This is a genomic window from Bacteroidota bacterium (genome assembly GCA_016718825.1).
GTDB lineage: Bacteria > Bacteroidota > Bacteroidia > J057 > JADKCL01 > JADKCL01.
In genome coordinates this window covers 1-16129 of sequence record JADKCL010000010.1, presented here as the reverse complement: position 1 = coordinate 16129, position 16129 = coordinate 1, and the positions used below count along the sequence as shown (strand labels likewise).

Here is a 16129-nt window from a genome sequence, read left to right as displayed (position 1 = left end):
ATCTCTGGATTGGCATGAGAAGATCAGAATTCATCAAGTTGCTGGGAATGGGCTCCGCGAGCTTATTGCTGGCAAGCGTTGGCACGCATCGCCGCCGATTTGGCGGAACGAAGCGCGTGATCATCGTCGGTGCAGGCATTGCGGGAATCGGTGCCGCCCGTGCGCTGAAGGATGCCGGACACGAAGTTGTGGTCGTCGAGGCGCGCGACCGCATCGGCGGACGTATTTGGACCGATTCGTCGATGGGAGCCCCCATCGATTTGGGTGCAAGTTGGATCCACCATAGCAAAACCAATCCGCTCACGGCAATTGTCTCCGAACATCGGTTGGGTGTCAAAAACACCAACTACGGCAACTATTACCTGTTTGATTCAGAGGGCCATCCGCTGCCCGATACCGACCGCGAAAGCCATTTTGCCCAGGCCGAAAAGGTGCTCAAAAAGGCCAACAAGGCCTGGAGCAAGGCCGAGATGGGCATGAACATGCGGCAAGCCGTCGATGAAATTGTCGATTCGGAGAAAATTGTCGAGCCGCTGCGCCAGGCCTTGGAGTGGCGGATTTCCATGTTGGAACTCTACAAAGGTGCCGAATTGAGTTTGGTCGCAGCAGCTGCAGACGATGGCATTGCCTTCAACGAAGACGATTTGCTGCTCACCTCCGGATTTGGGAAGGTGATGGAAAAATTGGCCTTGGGAATCGACGTCCGCTTTGGACAAAAGGCCTTGGTCATCCGGCAGGACGATCAGCGTGCAACCGTGACGACTGCCGGAGAGGATTTTGAAGGCGATTTTGTGATCGTCACCCTTCCGCTTGGTGTGCTCAAAGACGGCGACGTGCGGTTTGACCCTGCCTTTTCCACGGCAAAGAAAAATGCCATCAAGAAGCTCGGTGTTGGGAACATCAACAAGATTGCGATGCGGTTTGACAAGGCATTTTGGCCTACCGACCGCGACTTCATCGGCTATATGTCCAAACACAAAGGCGAATTTCCACTCTTTTTGAACTGGGCGCACGCTGCAGGTAAACCCTACCTGATTTCAATTTTAGGAAACGAATTCTCTAAAAGCATTGAAAAACAGGAGGATATGGACGTCACGGTGATGATGCATCAAATCCTTTACAAACTGTTTGAGGATGCCTCCATGCCCGTTGACATGCGCTTTTCGCGCTGGGGATCCGAAAAATTCAGCAAGGGTGCGTTTTCCTATTTGCCAGCAGGCGTCGAACCCGTGAACCGGGATTTCCTTGCCCAGCCTGAAAAGCGTGTGTTTTTCGCGGGCGAAGCGACCGTGCGCGAGGGCGCAGGCACAGCGCATGGCGCCTTCCATTCCGGCGTGCGCGCCGCGAATTGGATCATGGAAAAATAGAAATCCCTATTCGCCAAAGGCTTCCTTCAAATCCACCCGCCGGATCTTCCCGTAGAGGTTGATGTATTTGTCGGTATCCTCAAACGCCTGTTTCATTTTCGCCTTCGAATCAGCAAGAATGTAGGTATAAGCGGTGTCTTGCAGGTACCGTTCGGCAGGCAAGATTGTGTGAATATGCTGCTTGGGATGCTGCCCACGGAAGACCCAAGTGGGCAAATAACCCGTATCACTGATCCAAATCGAATCCTTGGTCACGTTTTTGGTCAATTCGATGTTCAGGATCACGCCGGCATCGCAATAACGTTGGTTTTGGTTGGAGATGAAATTCCCCATGGACCAAGCGACAAATCCGGTATCCAAGCTGGCATTCGCGGCTGTTTTGTAATATTCGACGGGCTGAATGACGTGGGGATGCGAACCGAGGATCAAATCGGCGCCTGCAGCCGCAGCTGCCTCAAATTGAATGCGTTGCGAGTCGCAAGGCTCGTGTTGATATTCCAATCCCCAGTGAAAAGAAACGACCACAAGGTCCGGCTTGAGCGCGCGCGCCGCCAAAACATCCTTTTCGATGAGGAGCGTATCGGTCAAATTGATGATCCACGGTTTGTCCTTGGGAATGGGAATGCCATTTGTGCCGTAGGTGTAATTCAGAATCGCCATGGAAATCCCCTTCACGTTGACGATACGGATCGAGTCCCGGTCAGCCGGCGAACGGTAGGTCCCGGTATGGTCAAATCCGTATTTGTCGAGTACGTCCAGCGTTTTGAAGGCGCCGTTTCCGCCCCGGTCCAGGCTGTGGTTGTTCGCCGTTACCAAAAAGTCAAATCCTGCCTCCTTGACCGCATCCAGATAGTCTTCCGGCGAATTGAACGTCGGATAACCCGTGTATTTTGCTGTCGGACCCGCAAAAACGGTTTCGATATTGCCGATGGTGAAGTCTGCACCTTTCAGGTAATCAGCCACTTCGGCATAACAACGGCGAAAATCGAAGGTATCCGTCCCCAGTCTTGCATATTCAAACTGCGGTGCATGGCACATCAAGTCACCGACGGCGCGAATGGTGATTTTGACAATCGAATCGGGTTTTGGGATGGCGTTTTCAGCGTCATTGTTGTGGGCATCGACCGGTCCGCAGGCTGCAAACAGCAATCCGCAACTCAAACATAACATTGCCAAAACTCCGGAATGGCCGAATCTCTTTTGCATCAAACGATTGATTTTCAGTTTCAAGCTACCAATTTAGCAAAAAAAGCCTATCTGATTTTGTAGCTGAACATCCCGAAGGGGAGGGCAGGATTCGATTCCAAATAGGTATTTTGAATCGCCTTGAAAAAGTTGTCGACGTTGTGGATCCCTTGCTCTGCGCGGCCCTTCTGATCGATATTGGCATGTCTGAAGGTCAATGCTTTGCGGTACCATTCGACGGCGATGAAGGGCTCCACCTGTTTGGTGACGCGTCCTTCAAAATACATATCGCCCATGCGGATGATCGCGGGGACATAATTTTTTTCATCGGCTGCACGGCGAAAGAAGGCAGAGGCGATCGAATCGTTTTTGGTCGTTCCGGTACCTGCGATACGGGCTTCGGCGCAATACATCAATGCCTCTGGAAGGCCCTGATTCGCTGCCAATTCGCCGTAAGCGTAGGCTTTTTTGATGTCATAGTATGTGTCGCTCACGTTGCCACGACCTTTGGAGCGATGCACCTCCGACAGGCGAAATTGCGCATCGACATGCCCTTGATCGGCGGCTTTTTTAAGCATCGATACACCCTTGGCATAGTTGGCAGATGAAAAAACATCCACCAACAATTCGGTTCCGAGAAGGAATTGCGCATCGGCCAATCCCTTGTCTGCGGCTTTTTTGACGTAGAATTTGGCCGAATCTTCGCTTTTTTCGACGCTTTTGCCAAACATGAATGCCTCACTGAGTTGCAACATCGCGGCGGAATCTCCAGCCCAAGCCTTCAAGCGGTAAGCAGGCGTTTGCGCCTTCCCATTCAAAAAAGTGGCCAGAACCATGCAGATGGCCAGCAACAGCGTCTTTTTCATGCGACAAAGATAGCGAATTTGATGCCAAACGGGAATTTGCCATGTGCAGGACGCGCTTTTCCGGATTTTACCCTACTCAGCACCAGGCATCAAGCCTTCTGCTTTGAGAATCTTCCGCGACAATACCTTGCGATATTCGGCATCCTCGTCCTCGTGGATGTCCATGTTCAGGGCAAAAATGCGTTTGGCTGTACCACTCCGGAGAAATCCCACATACCACCCGATTTGCCGATTGCCGTGGTCGCCCCAGCCGGTTTTGCCATAGAGCTTCCAGTCTTGGCCTTCCTCGGCCAGCATCAGACGGTGTACGTTGGCCTGGACGGACTTGGAAAATGGCAATTTCATCGCTTCCAACTTTGTCAGAAACGCTACTTGCGCGATCGCCGAAATCGAAAGCGTTCCATCCAGCCAGAATTCATCGACTTTGTTGCCGATTTGGGCATTGCCATACCCGACCTTGTCCAGCCAATGCTGCATTTTTTCGGTTCCGATTCGCCGCGCCAATTCCTGATAATACCAAACGCAGGAATACTGAAAGGCGGTTTTCATCGTCTGATCCATGTCCCATTTTTCCCAGCCGCGTACCTTGCCATCCCATTTAAAAAGGACGGAATCATTGGCCACGGCCTTGGTCTGCAGACCCACCAAGGAGTTGAAAATCTTGAAGGTCGATGCAGGCAAAAATGCACGCGCAGCCCGTTCGCGGTTGTGGAATTGCCATTTTCCCGAACTCGGATCATACAGTACAAACGTACCGTCCACACCCAATTGTGAAAATTCCTTGGCCCATTCGGGATTGTCGGTACCAGCGGGGGAGGAGGAGGCCGTCGAAGTTTTGCAGCCGGTGAGCAAAAGCAACGGCAAGAAAAGCGCGGTTGTGAAGAGCAGGTATTTCATACGGAGGGATTCTTCTTTTTTCGGGACAGGAGCCAAAACAACAATCTCAGAAGAAGGACCGCGGTCAAAACGGTAAAGAATACGCCCAAGTGCCAGACCCAAGTGGAATTTACATTGACCCAGACAGGGCCACGCGTGTTGGGCAATGGACTCGTCCAAAATGCCCCCATCCAGGGACGCGGCACGAAGACGTCTATGCCAATCGTGATGGCGCCCACGAGTGCCAACCAAAACATTTCCTTGAAAATCCGATTGATCGAATTCATTGATTGCCTCTGCCTCGGTCGGCATACGCAGCGGCTTTTTTGTCCGCTGCGAAAACGCTGCGCAAGGAGGTCAAAATTATGTATTTGTAGCCGGAAAAAGCGATCGCCGCAAGCGAAAGTTTAGAGATTCAGCAGCAGGTTCATCCGCAAGGCATGGCCGGGAATGGGGTTCCCCGTTGTTTTGGCAGGCAACCAAATGGCCAGATAATCAAGTTCGAACCGCCAACGGTCTTTCCAGTTCAATCCGGTGCCTCCAAAAAGGCGGAATTGGCTGAAGACCTGCTTGTTGGGTACGGCAAACATCTCGGCATGTCCATTGAGATAGGGTTTCGCACCAAGGAGGGCGAAGTTTTTGAAGTTATAAATGGCCTGCAGCTGATACCGCAACCTGAGTTGCAACTGGTATTGACTTCGAAGGGGTTGTTGCAGCCACCGCTCCTCGGCGCGGTAAATATGGCTGAGGCTCACCGGACCAAGCTTTTGTGGCAAAATCAATTTCTGGAACAAGCGAAATTCGCCGGATTCCTGACCGCTACCCGACAGGGGCCAAGATTCAAACCATGCTGCCCCCGCAATCAACGAAAAGTCCTTGAATTGCCTTCCAAATCCGACCCTTGCCAATGCTGTACCGGGTTCCAAATGCGCTGATTGTACGCGGTATCCGGCATCTGCTTCTACAATCCAATTGGATTCCGTCTTGTGTTTGAAATAGAATTGCCACCACCCCTGTAATGGGGCATGGGTTTGGGCGCATACCACAAGGAAACGAGGAGTGAACAAAAGGGAGAATAGGGATGTTCGACGATTCTGAGATCGGGAATTCCCTATTTTCAAAATTCGCGTTGCTCCAAGATTACACAGGTCTGAACACCCGCCCTTGAATTCGGTCGTGCTTCTCGAAGCAGGACATTCCTGAAATCGTTACTCGTAAGATTGTTTCAAGATGTTGTCTTTACTTTTTGAACCCTGTCAAATACAAACAGCCACCCTTCTCCTCTGTCCCAAGTGAGATCACAATTCGTAGCGTTCAAGACCACTTCGAATATTTCTTATCCGTTTGTAAAAGTACGTTGAAATGATTCCACGATTCCCAACCATAGAAATGTCAAATGCCAGGGAAATGGGAATGCCAAAGGTAGGATTCAAAAAGCAACCGAATGCGTTCGTTAGCTTTACACCAAAATCGGAAAAGGAAAAGTGGAACTGGTCGCAAAAGTTTTTAATTATAATCAACAAAAAAGCTGCTTTCTTGGGGAGTGGAGAATATCGGAGTCGAACCGATGACCTCTTGCATGCCATGCAAGCGCTCTAGCCAGCTGAGCTAATCCCCCAATTGTGGACGACAAAGGTAGGGTGATTTTTTTATTCTAGGCAAATTTTTAGAAAAATATTTCTCATCGCCAGTTGTTCCGCCAGGTACGGCCTTTGTAGTGCCGCGTCGTTTTGGAATGTGCACCCTTGATAATGAAGTTCATCCCGCCGACAATGCTCAAGGCCATGTTGTTGGCTTTTTTGCGCTCTGCAGCATAAAACGGAACCCCATTGTTGGAAACGTCCTTGTTCTCAAAGTCAAAAATGCCGTAGTCACCGCGGTGTTGCAACACAAAGTGAACGCCTTTGGTCACGCAAAATTCAGCTCCCAGTGCCCAGGCAAATTCCAGGTCATTGGCTTTCCACAGCAGGGTCGTCGGGAAGGTATACGTTTGTGGAATACCCGCGACGGATATGGACGCATCCCTCAAAGCCCGAATTGTGGTCCGATTTCCATCACAAACATCACCGGACCGGGGGCGCTGCTCAAGTGCAAGAGGATTGGCACCTTGATATACGTCGCACGGCGAGAGGTTCTTGTCTCAAATCCGACGGAATCCACCGTGGTATAGTCTTGTCCCTGCTCGGAGTAGGTGACCCCGACATGCAAGCCAATTGGCGGAACAAAGTTGTACCCGATTTTGAAGGTACCTGTCCTGCCAAAAGTGGGCACATACTTGAATCCTTTGCCACCAGCCTCGAGTGGCTGATTGTTGAGCATCATCGTGTATTGCGGTCCGCCCATGAAACCCAGGTTGAAACCCACCTGGGCGGATAGCTGGAACGCTGCAAGCATCAAAATGAGGGCAAAAACTGTATTCTTCATAAAAGTAAACCTTCCAAATCAGGGTTGAAGTTAATCAAACCTCTTCCAATCCCAAAATCTTCCTAAATTGTTCGCCTATGCTCAGAAGCAAAGTAGCAAGGCGGTTCCTGGGAGCGGTGATTCTATTGTTTTTCACCCTCGTCTTCGGGATTTTGGGTTTTCATTGGATCGAAGGTTATTCCTATCTCGATTCCGCCTACATGACCGTGATCACGATGAGCACCGTCGGCTTTGAAGTGCTCGGCGGAGAAGGCTTCAGCAACGATGGGAAGCTCTTTGTGATCTTTTTGATTATTTTTACCATCGGATTTTTCACCTATACGGTTTCAACCATCACCTCTTTTATGGTTGAGGGCGAAATCAGGAATTTGATCAAGGGATACCGCGTGACAAAGGAAATCAGTAAGATGCACGACCACATCATCATCTGCGGGCTCGGGCGGAACGGCCGGCAGGCGGCCATCGAACTCATGGCTGAGAAGGCGCCGTTCATTGGCTTGGAAATGCATCAGGAGGTCATCGACCAATTTTTGCAAGACTTTCCCGATGCCTTGATCCTGAAAGGGGATGCTACCGACGAGGACGTTTTGCGTCAGGCCAATATCCATGTCGCAAAAGGTGCCATCTGTGCCTTGGCCGATGATGCAGCCAATGTGTTTGTGACCCTGGGCATTCGGCAGTTGAATGCTACTTTGCCGATTGTGGCCCGCGCAAGCAATGAAAGCACGATCAAGAAGCTGGAGATTGCCGGGGCAAACAAAGTGATCCTCCCCAACGTGCTCGGTGGCCGGCAAATGGCAAAAGTACTCACGAAGCCCGCTTTGATGGATTTTGTGGATCTCGTGACCGGCAGGGGACAGTTCCACCTCAACCTGGAGATGATCGACTGCACGGGCAAGCCGCAGCTTGTCGGCAAGACCTTGGTTGAACTCAACATCCGGTCACGCACCGGAGTCTTGGTGCTCGGTCTTCAAGATGGGAAAGGTGATTTTCACATGAATCCGAATGGCAATCTCCCCATCAACAACAATGAAAAGCTGTTTGTCATCGGTACTGACGAACAGGTTCGCGACTTTTACAGGGAATTCACTTGAAACATTTTCAATTGTCCATCCGCCGATTGGCCTCCTTTGTATCTCCAAGCGCACAGCAATTGTCAATTGAATGAAAAGGGTCCTGATTTTACTGCGGACATTGACCCTGCGAAAGGCTTGGAATTTTTTCTTGTTGTATTGGTCATTTCAGTGGGCGCGTTTGCTGCGCAAGCCCATTCATTGGGGCAATCCAGCGAAAATCGGGGTAGAACCCACCACAAGCTGCAATCTGCGTTGTCCGGAATGCCCCTCGGGGTTGCGGTCCTTTACACGGCCCACCGGAATGCTCGACTTGGAATCTTTCAAGGTGATGGCGGATGCGCTGCACAAGGACTTGGTCTACATGTTGATGTATTTTCAAGGCGAACCGTATTTGAATCCGAATTTCCTGCCCATGGCCGCCTACGCGGCGCAACGCAACATCTACGTGGGCACGAGCACGAACGCCCATTACCTCACCGACCAAAACGCGAAGGCGACCATTGAAAGCGGCATTCACGAAGTGGTCGTATCCATCGACGGCGCCACGCAGGAAACCTACCAACAATACCGCGTTGGCGGCAACCTCCAAAAGGTCAAGGAAGGCACCCGCAAATTGGTCGAATGGCGCGAAAAAATGCATTCGAAGACGCCCTACATCATTTTGCAATTCCTCGTCACTGCCGCCAACGAACACGAAATTCCGGAAATTGAATCCCTCGGCAAGGAACTTGGCGTGGACAAAGTTGTCTTCAAAACCGCGCAGATTTATGACTTCGAAGGTGGCCATCCCCTGATTCCGAAGAATGAGCGTTATTCCCGCTACAAAAAAGGCGCCGACGGCAAGTTTGTCCTGAAAAACAAACTCAAAAACCAATGCTGGAAACTCTGGATGGGCGCTGAAATCACCTGGGATGGACGCGTTTTGCCCTGCTGCTTTGACAAAGACGCCCAATACGAGATGGGTAAGCTGCCCGAAATGGATTTTCACACGATCTGGCGCAGTCCGGCCTACAAGGACTTCCGTGGACGCCTCGTGCAATCACGCAAATCGATCGATATCTGTACCAATTGCTCCGAAGGCACCGAGATTTGGGCTTGAGAATCGGCAATTCTCCGAATTTTTCCATCTTTGCAAGCTCAATCACTCGCCGATCATGCGCAAAATTGTTTCTTCGCTCCGGATGTTTTTGAAGGAGGATTTCCACCTGTGGACCTATTTGCTGACGTTTTTGGTGCTCGGCATTTGCTTGACACTCAACTATACCCTGCATCTGACCAATAAGTGGATCTATACGCAGCCCGACGGATGGGTGAAATTGGTGCGCTGGACCTCGTTTATGGCCTTTCCCTATTTGGTGGTGGTAGGTTTGCAGGCGATTTTCCAGAAACCTGCCCCCGGACTGAAGAAGCCAGGGTTTTGGGCCATGCTCTTGTTAGCCTTGCTGATGGTTTCGATCACGGCATGGTTTCCTTGGCACAAAAACCTTGCCCGCGAACTGTTTCCGAAGGAATTGTTTCGTTGGGGATTGCTGGTTTTGTGGAACCTGAAGCGCTTTGTTTTCATGTTGGCACCCTTGCTGCTCTTTTGGTTTTTGGTGGACCGTAAACCGAAGGTTGTGCCGGCGCTGTATGAAAATGATCACGACCGCTACAACCAATTTTACGGCCTTTTTACAAAGCCCAAGGGCTTGGCGCCGTATTTTTTGATGTTGCTGATCATGCTGCCTTTGATCACCATTGCGTCTTATCAGCCCGATTTCCTCAAGGTTTATCCGCAGTATTTTGCGGGTCCGGCCGAAGCCAAAGTGGGTGTCTCGCCTTGGCTGACCGGTGCCGTTTTTGAATTTGTCTATCTCTCTGATTTTGCCCTTGTCGAATTGGTTTTCAGGGGATTCTTGGTGATTGGATTCATCCGGTGGTTGGGTCCAAGGGCGGTGTTGCCCATGGCGGCGATGTATTGTTTTCTGCACTTTGGCAAACCTGCGGGCGAGGCCGTTGCATCGGTCTTCGGTGGCTATATTTTGGGCGTCGTGGCCTACTATACCCGCTCCATCTGGGGCGGCATCGTCGTGCACATGGGCGTGGCAGCGATGATGGAGACCGCAGCGTACATCCAACGGACGCTTTGAAGGGGGGATTGAATCGGCTAATTCTCCGCGAACTCCGATCTTGAACTCAAAGTACAGCGTTTTTGGCGCTCACACCGCATTTTGGGTAGCGCCAACGACGCGCTGAATACGCGAAGGCGGCGCTACCCAAAACAAGATGTGAGCGCCGCCTTCGCTACAACCTCCCTCTCAACACTCGCTCTCACACTCCCTCTCTCACACTGTTTAAGCCAGTCCCGTTTTCATCTTCTCCGCGTTGTCGGCCATGCGCAGCGCGCCGATCAGATCATCGATTTCCCCGCCCATGATGGCGCTCAAGTTGTAGAGCGTCAGGTTGATGCGGTGGTCGGTCACACGGCCCTGCGGATAATTGTAGGTGCGAATCTTCGCACTGCGGTCACCGGTCGAAACGTAGGTTTTCCGCAGTTTGGATTGCACTTCGAGCTTCTTTTGCAATTCCATGTCGTAGATACGGGCAAACAGGATTTTCATCGCTTTCTCCTTGTTCTTGATCTGCGACTTTTCATCCTGGTTTTGGACTTCGATTCCCGTCGGAATGTGTACCAAACGCACAGCGGATTCGGTTTTGTTCACGTGTTGCCCACCTGCGCCACTCGCCCGGAACACGTCCACCCTGATGTCGGAAGGATTGATGTCGATGTCGACTTCTTCCATTTCAGGCATCGCCGCAACGGTGGCCGCGCTCGTATGGATGCGCCCTTGCGACTCCGTGGCGGGAACGCGCTGCACGCGGTGCACGCCCGACTCGAATTTCATGATGCCGTAGGCGTCCTCTCCCGAAATGGTCATCACGATCTTGCTGTAGCCGCCTGCTTTTCCTTCTTCGAAGTCGTTCAGGTCACATTGCCAGCCTTTTTTGTCCGCGTAGCGGGCGTACATTCGATAGAGATCCCCGGCAAAAATGCAGGCTTCGTCACCGCCCGTACCGGCCCGGATCTCCAGAATCACGTTGTTGCTGTCTTCCGGATCTTTCGGAATCAACAGGGTTTTCAGATACTCTTCAGCATCCGCGACTTTGGGCGTGAGCAAGTCGATTTCCTCCTTGGCCATTTCCCGCATTTCAGGGTCCTTTTCGCCGTTAAGCATGTCGCGGGCACTTTGAAGGCTCTTTTGGAGGTGCAAAAGTTCGTGCCAAGCCTTCACAATCGGATTCAAATCCTTGTATTCCTTGCTCAGGACCTTGGTGCGTTTCATGTCACTCAAGACTTCGGGCTTGGTGAGTTCGTCGCCGACTTCATGGAAACGGGCTTCAATCGCTTGCAGTTGCTCAAACATCGCAGTGAATTAGAAATGAGAAATTAGAAATGAAATTCGGTGGTGCACAATTTGGGCTGTGCTCCGGGGTTTGTAATCTCGGGCGCTAATGGCGGAGAATGTGGGCCGAAAAATTCATTTTCATTGTTGCTGCAGGCCTATTTCTGACTGCTGAGCGCGTACAAATCTACTTGATTTTCAAACAAAAGATAGAGGAAATCCTTGCCGCCAACCGCATCCACAAGTTTTTCCTTGCGTTCAAAGCGGATGGTTTGTCCTTTTTTGCTGAAGATATTGTAAAGGAAAATCTCCTTTTCGCCCAAAAAGAGCAGGTTGTCGTCAAAAGTGCTCAAACGTTTCCACCTGAATTCAAGGGGGAAACTCAGGGCGTATTGATAAGTGCCGTACAGGTCGAAGATGCTCACCTTTTGGTGGGTGCTGTCCACCGCAAACACCAGATTGGCGCTGTTCATCACGATATCGTAGGGTTCTGAAAGGCTGCCTGCGCCGTAGTCTACTCCTCCGAATGCACGCTCCAATGTACCTGCCGTGGTGAATTTGTAGATTTTGATGTCTTCTTGGTTCAAGAAAAACAATTCACCAGAAGGCCCCACCACAAAGCTGATGGGCCAAAACGATTCGACATCGGCAGTGAGCAATTTGGACTCCAAGGTCAGAAAGTCGATGTCTTTGATCACCCGGAGATTGGTGTTGAGCTGCACCAAACGGCGGTTCATTTGGTCGAGGATAAACACACTCTGCCGGTTGGGAACGGTGACTTTGCTCGGGAAATTGAAGCCTTCTTCGCCGATGCCCTTGCCACCAATCACTTGGATGGAGTCAAATTCGGTCATCTCGAAGAACTTGTAAATGCGGTGTTTTTTGGTTTGCAGCAGGTAAATATTGCCTTCTTGATCGACTTCCAAGTCCGTAAGGCCTTCGGGAATGCCCAGAACCGACTTGCTCGGGGCTTGGAACAGCGAATCAGCCTCGGTTTGTGCCGCCGCCCGGGAGGGGAATAGTGTTGCCATCGAGCAGAAAACGATACAACCGAGGACCTTGATCATCGACCTGCAGGTAAGTGAAGTGCGTGATCCAATCACCAAGGTTGAGATATGCTTTTTCGTTTTCAAGCGGATGGTATTTGGGCAAATGCCGATGTCCGAAGACAAAGTAATCAATTTCAGGGTTTTCCTTCAAGGATTCCTTTGCAAAGATGAGCAGAAACTCGTTGTCGCCATGGTCGATGGCGTCTTCGTGTCCCGTCTTGCGCCGGCTTTTCCTCGAAAAGTAGTTTGCAAGCCCAATGCCAAAGTTGGGATGCAACCGGTGAAATGCCCATTGCGCCAGCGGATTGCGGAAAACTTTTTTCAACAGCTTGTATTTGCGGTCGCCCGGACCCAATCCGTCGCCATGGCCGATGTAATAGGTTTTGCCATTGAGCTTGCGCATGACAGGATGGTAATGGATCTCCGCCCCGAATTGTTCGGTGAAGTAGCGCTGCATCCACATGTCGTGGTTGCCGACAAAGTAGTGGATTTTGACCCCCATATCGGCCAATTCGCAGAGTTTGCCGAGGATGCGGCTGTAGCCCTTCGGGATGGCTTGCCGGTATTCAAACCAGAAGTCAAAAACATCGCCCAGCAGGTAGAGTTCGGCAACGTCGGGCTTGATCTTGTCAAGCCACCGCACAAAATGGCGTTCGCGCACCAAACTCGTCGCCGCATCGGGCGCTCCAAGATGCAAATCAGATGCGAAGTATATTTTTTTACCCGTATTCAAGCCCCGCGAAGATAATGGATTGAGGTGGAAAATCGGTTGTACGACTTTTCCAAAAACCAAATCGGCCTGTTGAAACATTCCAACAGGCCGATTCTCACTCTCACTCTCACTCTGCCGCCGGAGGCGGTGGGAGGTCGGGGATTTGTGATTTGGGGGTCTCTTCTACATTCGGCTTGGCCTCCGCAGATGGCTCTATCGGGGCTGCCGGAGTTTCAGGTGTCTTTTCGATGCTCACCTTGACTTCTGCCTCGCTTGGATCCGCGAAGGGTCTTGGACCGATCAGGGTCTTGAGGTCATCCTTGAAGATGACTTCCTTTTCCAACAGGGTCTTGGCAACAATTTGCAGGGCATCCATGTGCTGTATCAGCAGGGCACGGGTACGTTCGTAGGCACCTGCAATCAGCTGCCGCACTTCCTTGTCGATCTGCGAAGCCATTTCCTCGGAATAAGGCTTCCGGAAGTTGAATTCGCCGTCATGATCCACGAAGGATACGTTGCCGATCGTCGCATTCATGCCGTAAACAGTCACCATCGCATAGGCTTGTTGCGTGATGCGCTCCAAGTCATTTTGCGCACCGGTGGTGATGCGGCCGAAGATCAATTCCTCTGCAACACGTCCGCCGAGAGCGACACACATCTGATCCATCATCTGCTCGGTGCTGTACAAGTACTGCTCCTTGGGCAGGTATTGGGCGTAGCCGAGGGCTGCAACACCACGCGGTACGATCGTCACCTTCACCAGCGGATAGGCATGCTCCAAAAACCATCCGGCGACGGCATGACCACCTTCGTGGTAGGCAATGATCTTCTTCTCCTCGGGCGAAATGATTTTGTTTTTCTTCTCCAAACCACCGATCACGCGGTCAATGGCATCTTGGAAGTCGCTCATGTCCACCGCGTCCTTGTTCTTGCGGGCAGCGATCAAGGCGGCTTCGTTCACCACGTTCATGATGTCTGCACCGACAAAACCCGGGGTCTGCGAAGCCAATTTGGCGGCCTCGACGTCATCGCTGAGTTTGATATTCTTCAAGTGAACCTTGAAAATCTGCTCGCGGCCCTTCAAGTCGGGACGGTCCACGGAGATTTGACGGTCAAAACGTCCTGGGCGCAACAAGGCCGGATCCAAAACGTCGGGACGGTTCGTCGCTGCCATCAGGATCACCCCGGTGTCGCTGTTGAAGCCATCCATTTCGACGAGCAATTGGTTGAGCGTGTTTTCACGTTCGTCGTTGCCGCCTTGGATGTTGTTACGTCCACGGGCACGGCCGATGGCGTCAATTTCGTCGATGAACACGATACAAGGCGCTTTGTCCTTGGCCTGCTTGAAGAGGTCACGCACACGGGCTGCACCGACACCGACAAACATTTCGACGAAGTCTGAACCGCTCAACGAGAAGAACGGTACTTTGGCTTCCCCTGCTACTGCCTTGGCAAGCAAGGTTTTACCAGTTCCGGGAGGGCCTACGAGCAATACACCCTTTGGGATGTGGCCGCCGAGGCGGGTATAACGTGCGGGGTCCTTGAGGAAATCGACCACTTCTTCGACTTCTTCCTTGGCTTCTTCGAGTCCAGCGACATCGTTGAAGGTGACTTCCACCTTGTTTTCCTTGTCGTAGAGCAAAGCCTTGCTTTTGCCGATGTTAAAGATCTGTCCTCCTGGGCCTCCACCGCCGATACGACGCATGAAAAATACCCAAAGGGCGATCAGGATCGCAATCGGAACCAAAAATTGCAGCAATCCGCCGATGTAGTCGGTACGGGTCACGGGCGTCACTTTCAAGTTCAATTCCACGCATTTGTCGGTGATCGACTCTGCGGATGCGCCTGCGCTGAATGAAAATTGGGGAGCACGTGAACGCGATTCGGGGTTGTAATTGGGGAATTGCTTCTTGAATTCGTCCAATTGCATTGCCTCTTTGGTCAGGTAGATTTCGAATTCTTCCTTGTTGATGACCACCACACTATCGACCTGATTGGCAGGAATGAGCGTGTTGATGAAGTAGCTCGGCGAAATGGGTTTGATGTTGCCGCCCGTCGGGAAAAAGTACGTGGCAACGATGATGAAGAGGAGAATCAATGCATAAATCCAATACAAGTTTCCCGAACCCTTCGGAAACCCTTTCCCACCTTGTGAGCCGTTTTGATTTTCTGGTTTTCCAGCCATGCTTCTTAGCGATCAAATTGTATCCTGAGCCAACTTCTGAATGTCAAAAGCGGCGAAAGTTAAGCTATTTGTCCGTATAACTGAAAGTTCTACCTCTTGTTCAGGCCGATTTTTCGCAGTATCCGGGTGAGAACGAATCTTGAACAATGCCCTCCTCTATCGGTGACGAAGCTGAAAATCATCCGCAGCTTCATCGAGAGGCGAGTCTCATCTTTATTGTAGTTGGGGAATAGAACTCAACATGCTTGGAAATGTTTTGCAGGATGCGGTTCTGTGCAGAAAAATGGGGGAGGGGGATCAAACGAATCCATGACTTAATTCGCCGCCGAGCCCGCGCCGCGGGCTCGGCGGAGAATATCTAAATGGGCTCCATACCATGGGCTTCGCCCACGGCTACTGTTGTTGAGGCCCTTCGGGCCACGAAAACGAATGGCAATCCGTCCCATAATCCGCTCACGCCGCTACGTGAGCGACAATTGTTGAGGCCCTTCGGGCCACGAAACCCACCGACGATATTCCGTGCATGAAGACGGTTCATACAATTCGTAAATGCAACTAGTGATTCAAACAGCCATTTCATCCGCCCAACGAAACGTTAACCACTCCCAACTCCACTTTCCATTCTCAATTCTCAATTCTCAATTTTCCATTCCCTTTTCACTTATTTTGCGTCATGCGTGTAATGAAATTTGGAGGTGCCTCCGTGAAAGACGCCGAGGCCGTCCGGAATGTCAGCCGAATCATCGGTCAGTTTTTGCCCCAACATCGTTTGGTGATCGTCATTTCGGCGATGGACAAGACCACCAACCACCTGGAAAAATTGGCTTGGCTCGCCCGCGACTGCCGCGAAGTCGATACTTGGGAACAATTCGAGAAGATCAAGACCTTCCATTTTGGCATGATCGACCTGCTGTTTGGCACCGACCGGAGCGAAGTGCGTTCGCAGGTGGAGGCTTATTTCACGGAAATCGAACGCATCTGCCGCGGGATTTTGCTGCTCAACGAA

The 16129-nt window shown here is 51.4% G+C and carries 16 protein-coding genes and 1 tRNA gene; 5 read left to right on the top strand and 12 right to left on the bottom strand.

Features of this window, described 5'->3' with window-relative positions:
• The first annotated feature begins 14 nt into the window (after positions 1 to 14).
• Positions 15 to 1367: an FAD-dependent oxidoreductase gene (locus tag IPN95_13030; protein ID MBK9450308.1), complete on the top strand. Its 1353-nt coding sequence runs from the start codon at positions 15 to 17 to the stop codon at positions 1365 to 1367.
• Between the two features lie 6 nt (positions 1368 to 1373).
• Here the strand turns inward: IPN95_13030 and IPN95_13025 are convergent, their stop codons facing one another.
• The 8 genes from IPN95_13025 to IPN95_12990 all read right to left on the bottom strand — a co-directional run bounded on the left by IPN95_13025 (position 1374) and on the right by IPN95_12990 (position 6718).
• Positions 1374 to 2573, bottom strand: coding sequence for a CapA family protein (locus IPN95_13025; protein MBK9450307.1), 1200 nt, complete (start codon positions 2571 to 2573; stop codon positions 1374 to 1376).
• A gap of 47 nt (positions 2574 to 2620) precedes the next feature.
• Positions 2621 to 3418, bottom strand: a complete 798-nt coding sequence (locus tag IPN95_13020; protein MBK9450306.1) for a sel1 repeat family protein — start codon at positions 3416 to 3418, stop codon at positions 2621 to 2623.
• Positions 3419 to 3490: 72 nt separating this feature from the next.
• Positions 3491 to 4315 (bottom strand): class D beta-lactamase, encoded by an 825-nt coding sequence (blaOXA, locus tag IPN95_13015; GenBank protein ID MBK9450305.1) that lies wholly within the window; start codon positions 4313 to 4315, stop codon positions 3491 to 3493.
• Complete coding sequence (locus IPN95_13010; GenBank protein MBK9450304.1) at positions 4312 to 4581, bottom strand: hypothetical protein; 270 nt, start codon at positions 4579 to 4581, stop codon at positions 4312 to 4314. The genes blaOXA and IPN95_13010 overlap by 4 nt, the downstream gene beginning before the upstream one ends.
• Positions 4582 to 4701: 120 nt before the next feature.
• A complete protein-coding gene (locus IPN95_13005; GenBank protein ID MBK9450303.1) occupies positions 4702 to 5340 on the bottom strand; it encodes a DUF2490 domain-containing protein in 639 nt (212 codons plus the stop codon).
• A 498-nt stretch (positions 5341 to 5838) separates the two neighbouring features.
• Positions 5839 to 5912 (bottom strand) — tRNA-Ala (locus IPN95_13000).
• A gap of 63 nt (positions 5913 to 5975) precedes the next feature.
• Entirely contained in the window at positions 5976 to 6323 is a 348-nt protein-coding gene (locus IPN95_12995) for a hypothetical protein (GenBank protein MBK9450302.1), read from the bottom strand.
• The gene (locus IPN95_12990; protein ID MBK9450301.1) at positions 6320 to 6718 is read right to left on the bottom strand and encodes an outer membrane beta-barrel protein; all 399 of its coding nucleotides are present in this window, start codon (positions 6716 to 6718) and stop codon (positions 6320 to 6322) included. The genes IPN95_12995 and IPN95_12990 overlap by 4 nt, the downstream gene beginning before the upstream one ends.
• 77 nt (positions 6719 to 6795) lie before the next feature.
• On the opposite strand from IPN95_12990, the gene IPN95_12985 reads away from it, so the two are divergent.
• The 3 genes from IPN95_12985 to IPN95_12975 all read left to right on the top strand — a co-directional run bounded on the left by IPN95_12985 (position 6796) and on the right by IPN95_12975 (position 9923).
• Positions 6796 to 7812, top strand: coding sequence for a potassium channel protein (locus IPN95_12985; GenBank protein MBK9450300.1), 1017 nt, complete (start codon positions 6796 to 6798; stop codon positions 7810 to 7812).
• Positions 7813 to 7882: 70 nt separating this feature from the next.
• Positions 7883 to 8893, top strand: coding sequence for an SPASM domain-containing protein (locus tag IPN95_12980; GenBank protein ID MBK9450299.1), 1011 nt, complete (start codon positions 7883 to 7885; stop codon positions 8891 to 8893).
• 55 nt (positions 8894 to 8948) lie between these two features.
• Complete coding sequence (locus IPN95_12975; GenBank protein MBK9450298.1) at positions 8949 to 9923, top strand: CPBP family intramembrane metalloprotease; 975 nt, start codon at positions 8949 to 8951, stop codon at positions 9921 to 9923.
• A gap of 204 nt (positions 9924 to 10127) precedes the next feature.
• On the opposite strand, the gene prfA is transcribed toward IPN95_12975, so the two are convergent.
• The 4 genes from prfA to ftsH form a co-directional block, all read right to left on the bottom strand.
• The gene (gene prfA / locus IPN95_12970; protein ID MBK9450297.1) at positions 10128 to 11198 is read right to left on the bottom strand and encodes a peptide chain release factor 1; all 1071 of its coding nucleotides are present in this window, start codon (positions 11196 to 11198) and stop codon (positions 10128 to 10130) included.
• Positions 11199 to 11335: 137 nt separating this feature from the next.
• Positions 11336 to 12244: a hypothetical protein gene (locus IPN95_12965; protein MBK9450296.1), complete on the bottom strand. Its 909-nt coding sequence runs from the start codon at positions 12242 to 12244 to the stop codon at positions 11336 to 11338.
• A complete protein-coding gene (locus tag IPN95_12960; protein MBK9450295.1) occupies positions 12162 to 13037 on the bottom strand; it encodes a UDP-2,3-diacylglucosamine diphosphatase in 876 nt (291 codons plus the stop codon). Before IPN95_12960 ends, IPN95_12965 begins: the two co-directional genes overlap by 83 nt.
• A 28-nt stretch (positions 13038 to 13065) precedes the next feature.
• The gene (gene ftsH / locus IPN95_12955) at positions 13066 to 15123 is read right to left on the bottom strand and encodes an ATP-dependent zinc metalloprotease FtsH (protein ID MBK9450294.1); all 2058 of its coding nucleotides are present in this window, start codon (positions 15121 to 15123) and stop codon (positions 13066 to 13068) included.
• Positions 15124 to 15796: 673 nt separating this feature from the next.
• Between ftsH and IPN95_12950 the strand changes: the two genes are divergently transcribed.
• Positions 15797 to 16129, top strand: a 333-nt coding sequence (locus IPN95_12950; protein MBK9450293.1) for an aspartate kinase, incomplete at its 3' end; no start/stop codon positions are given.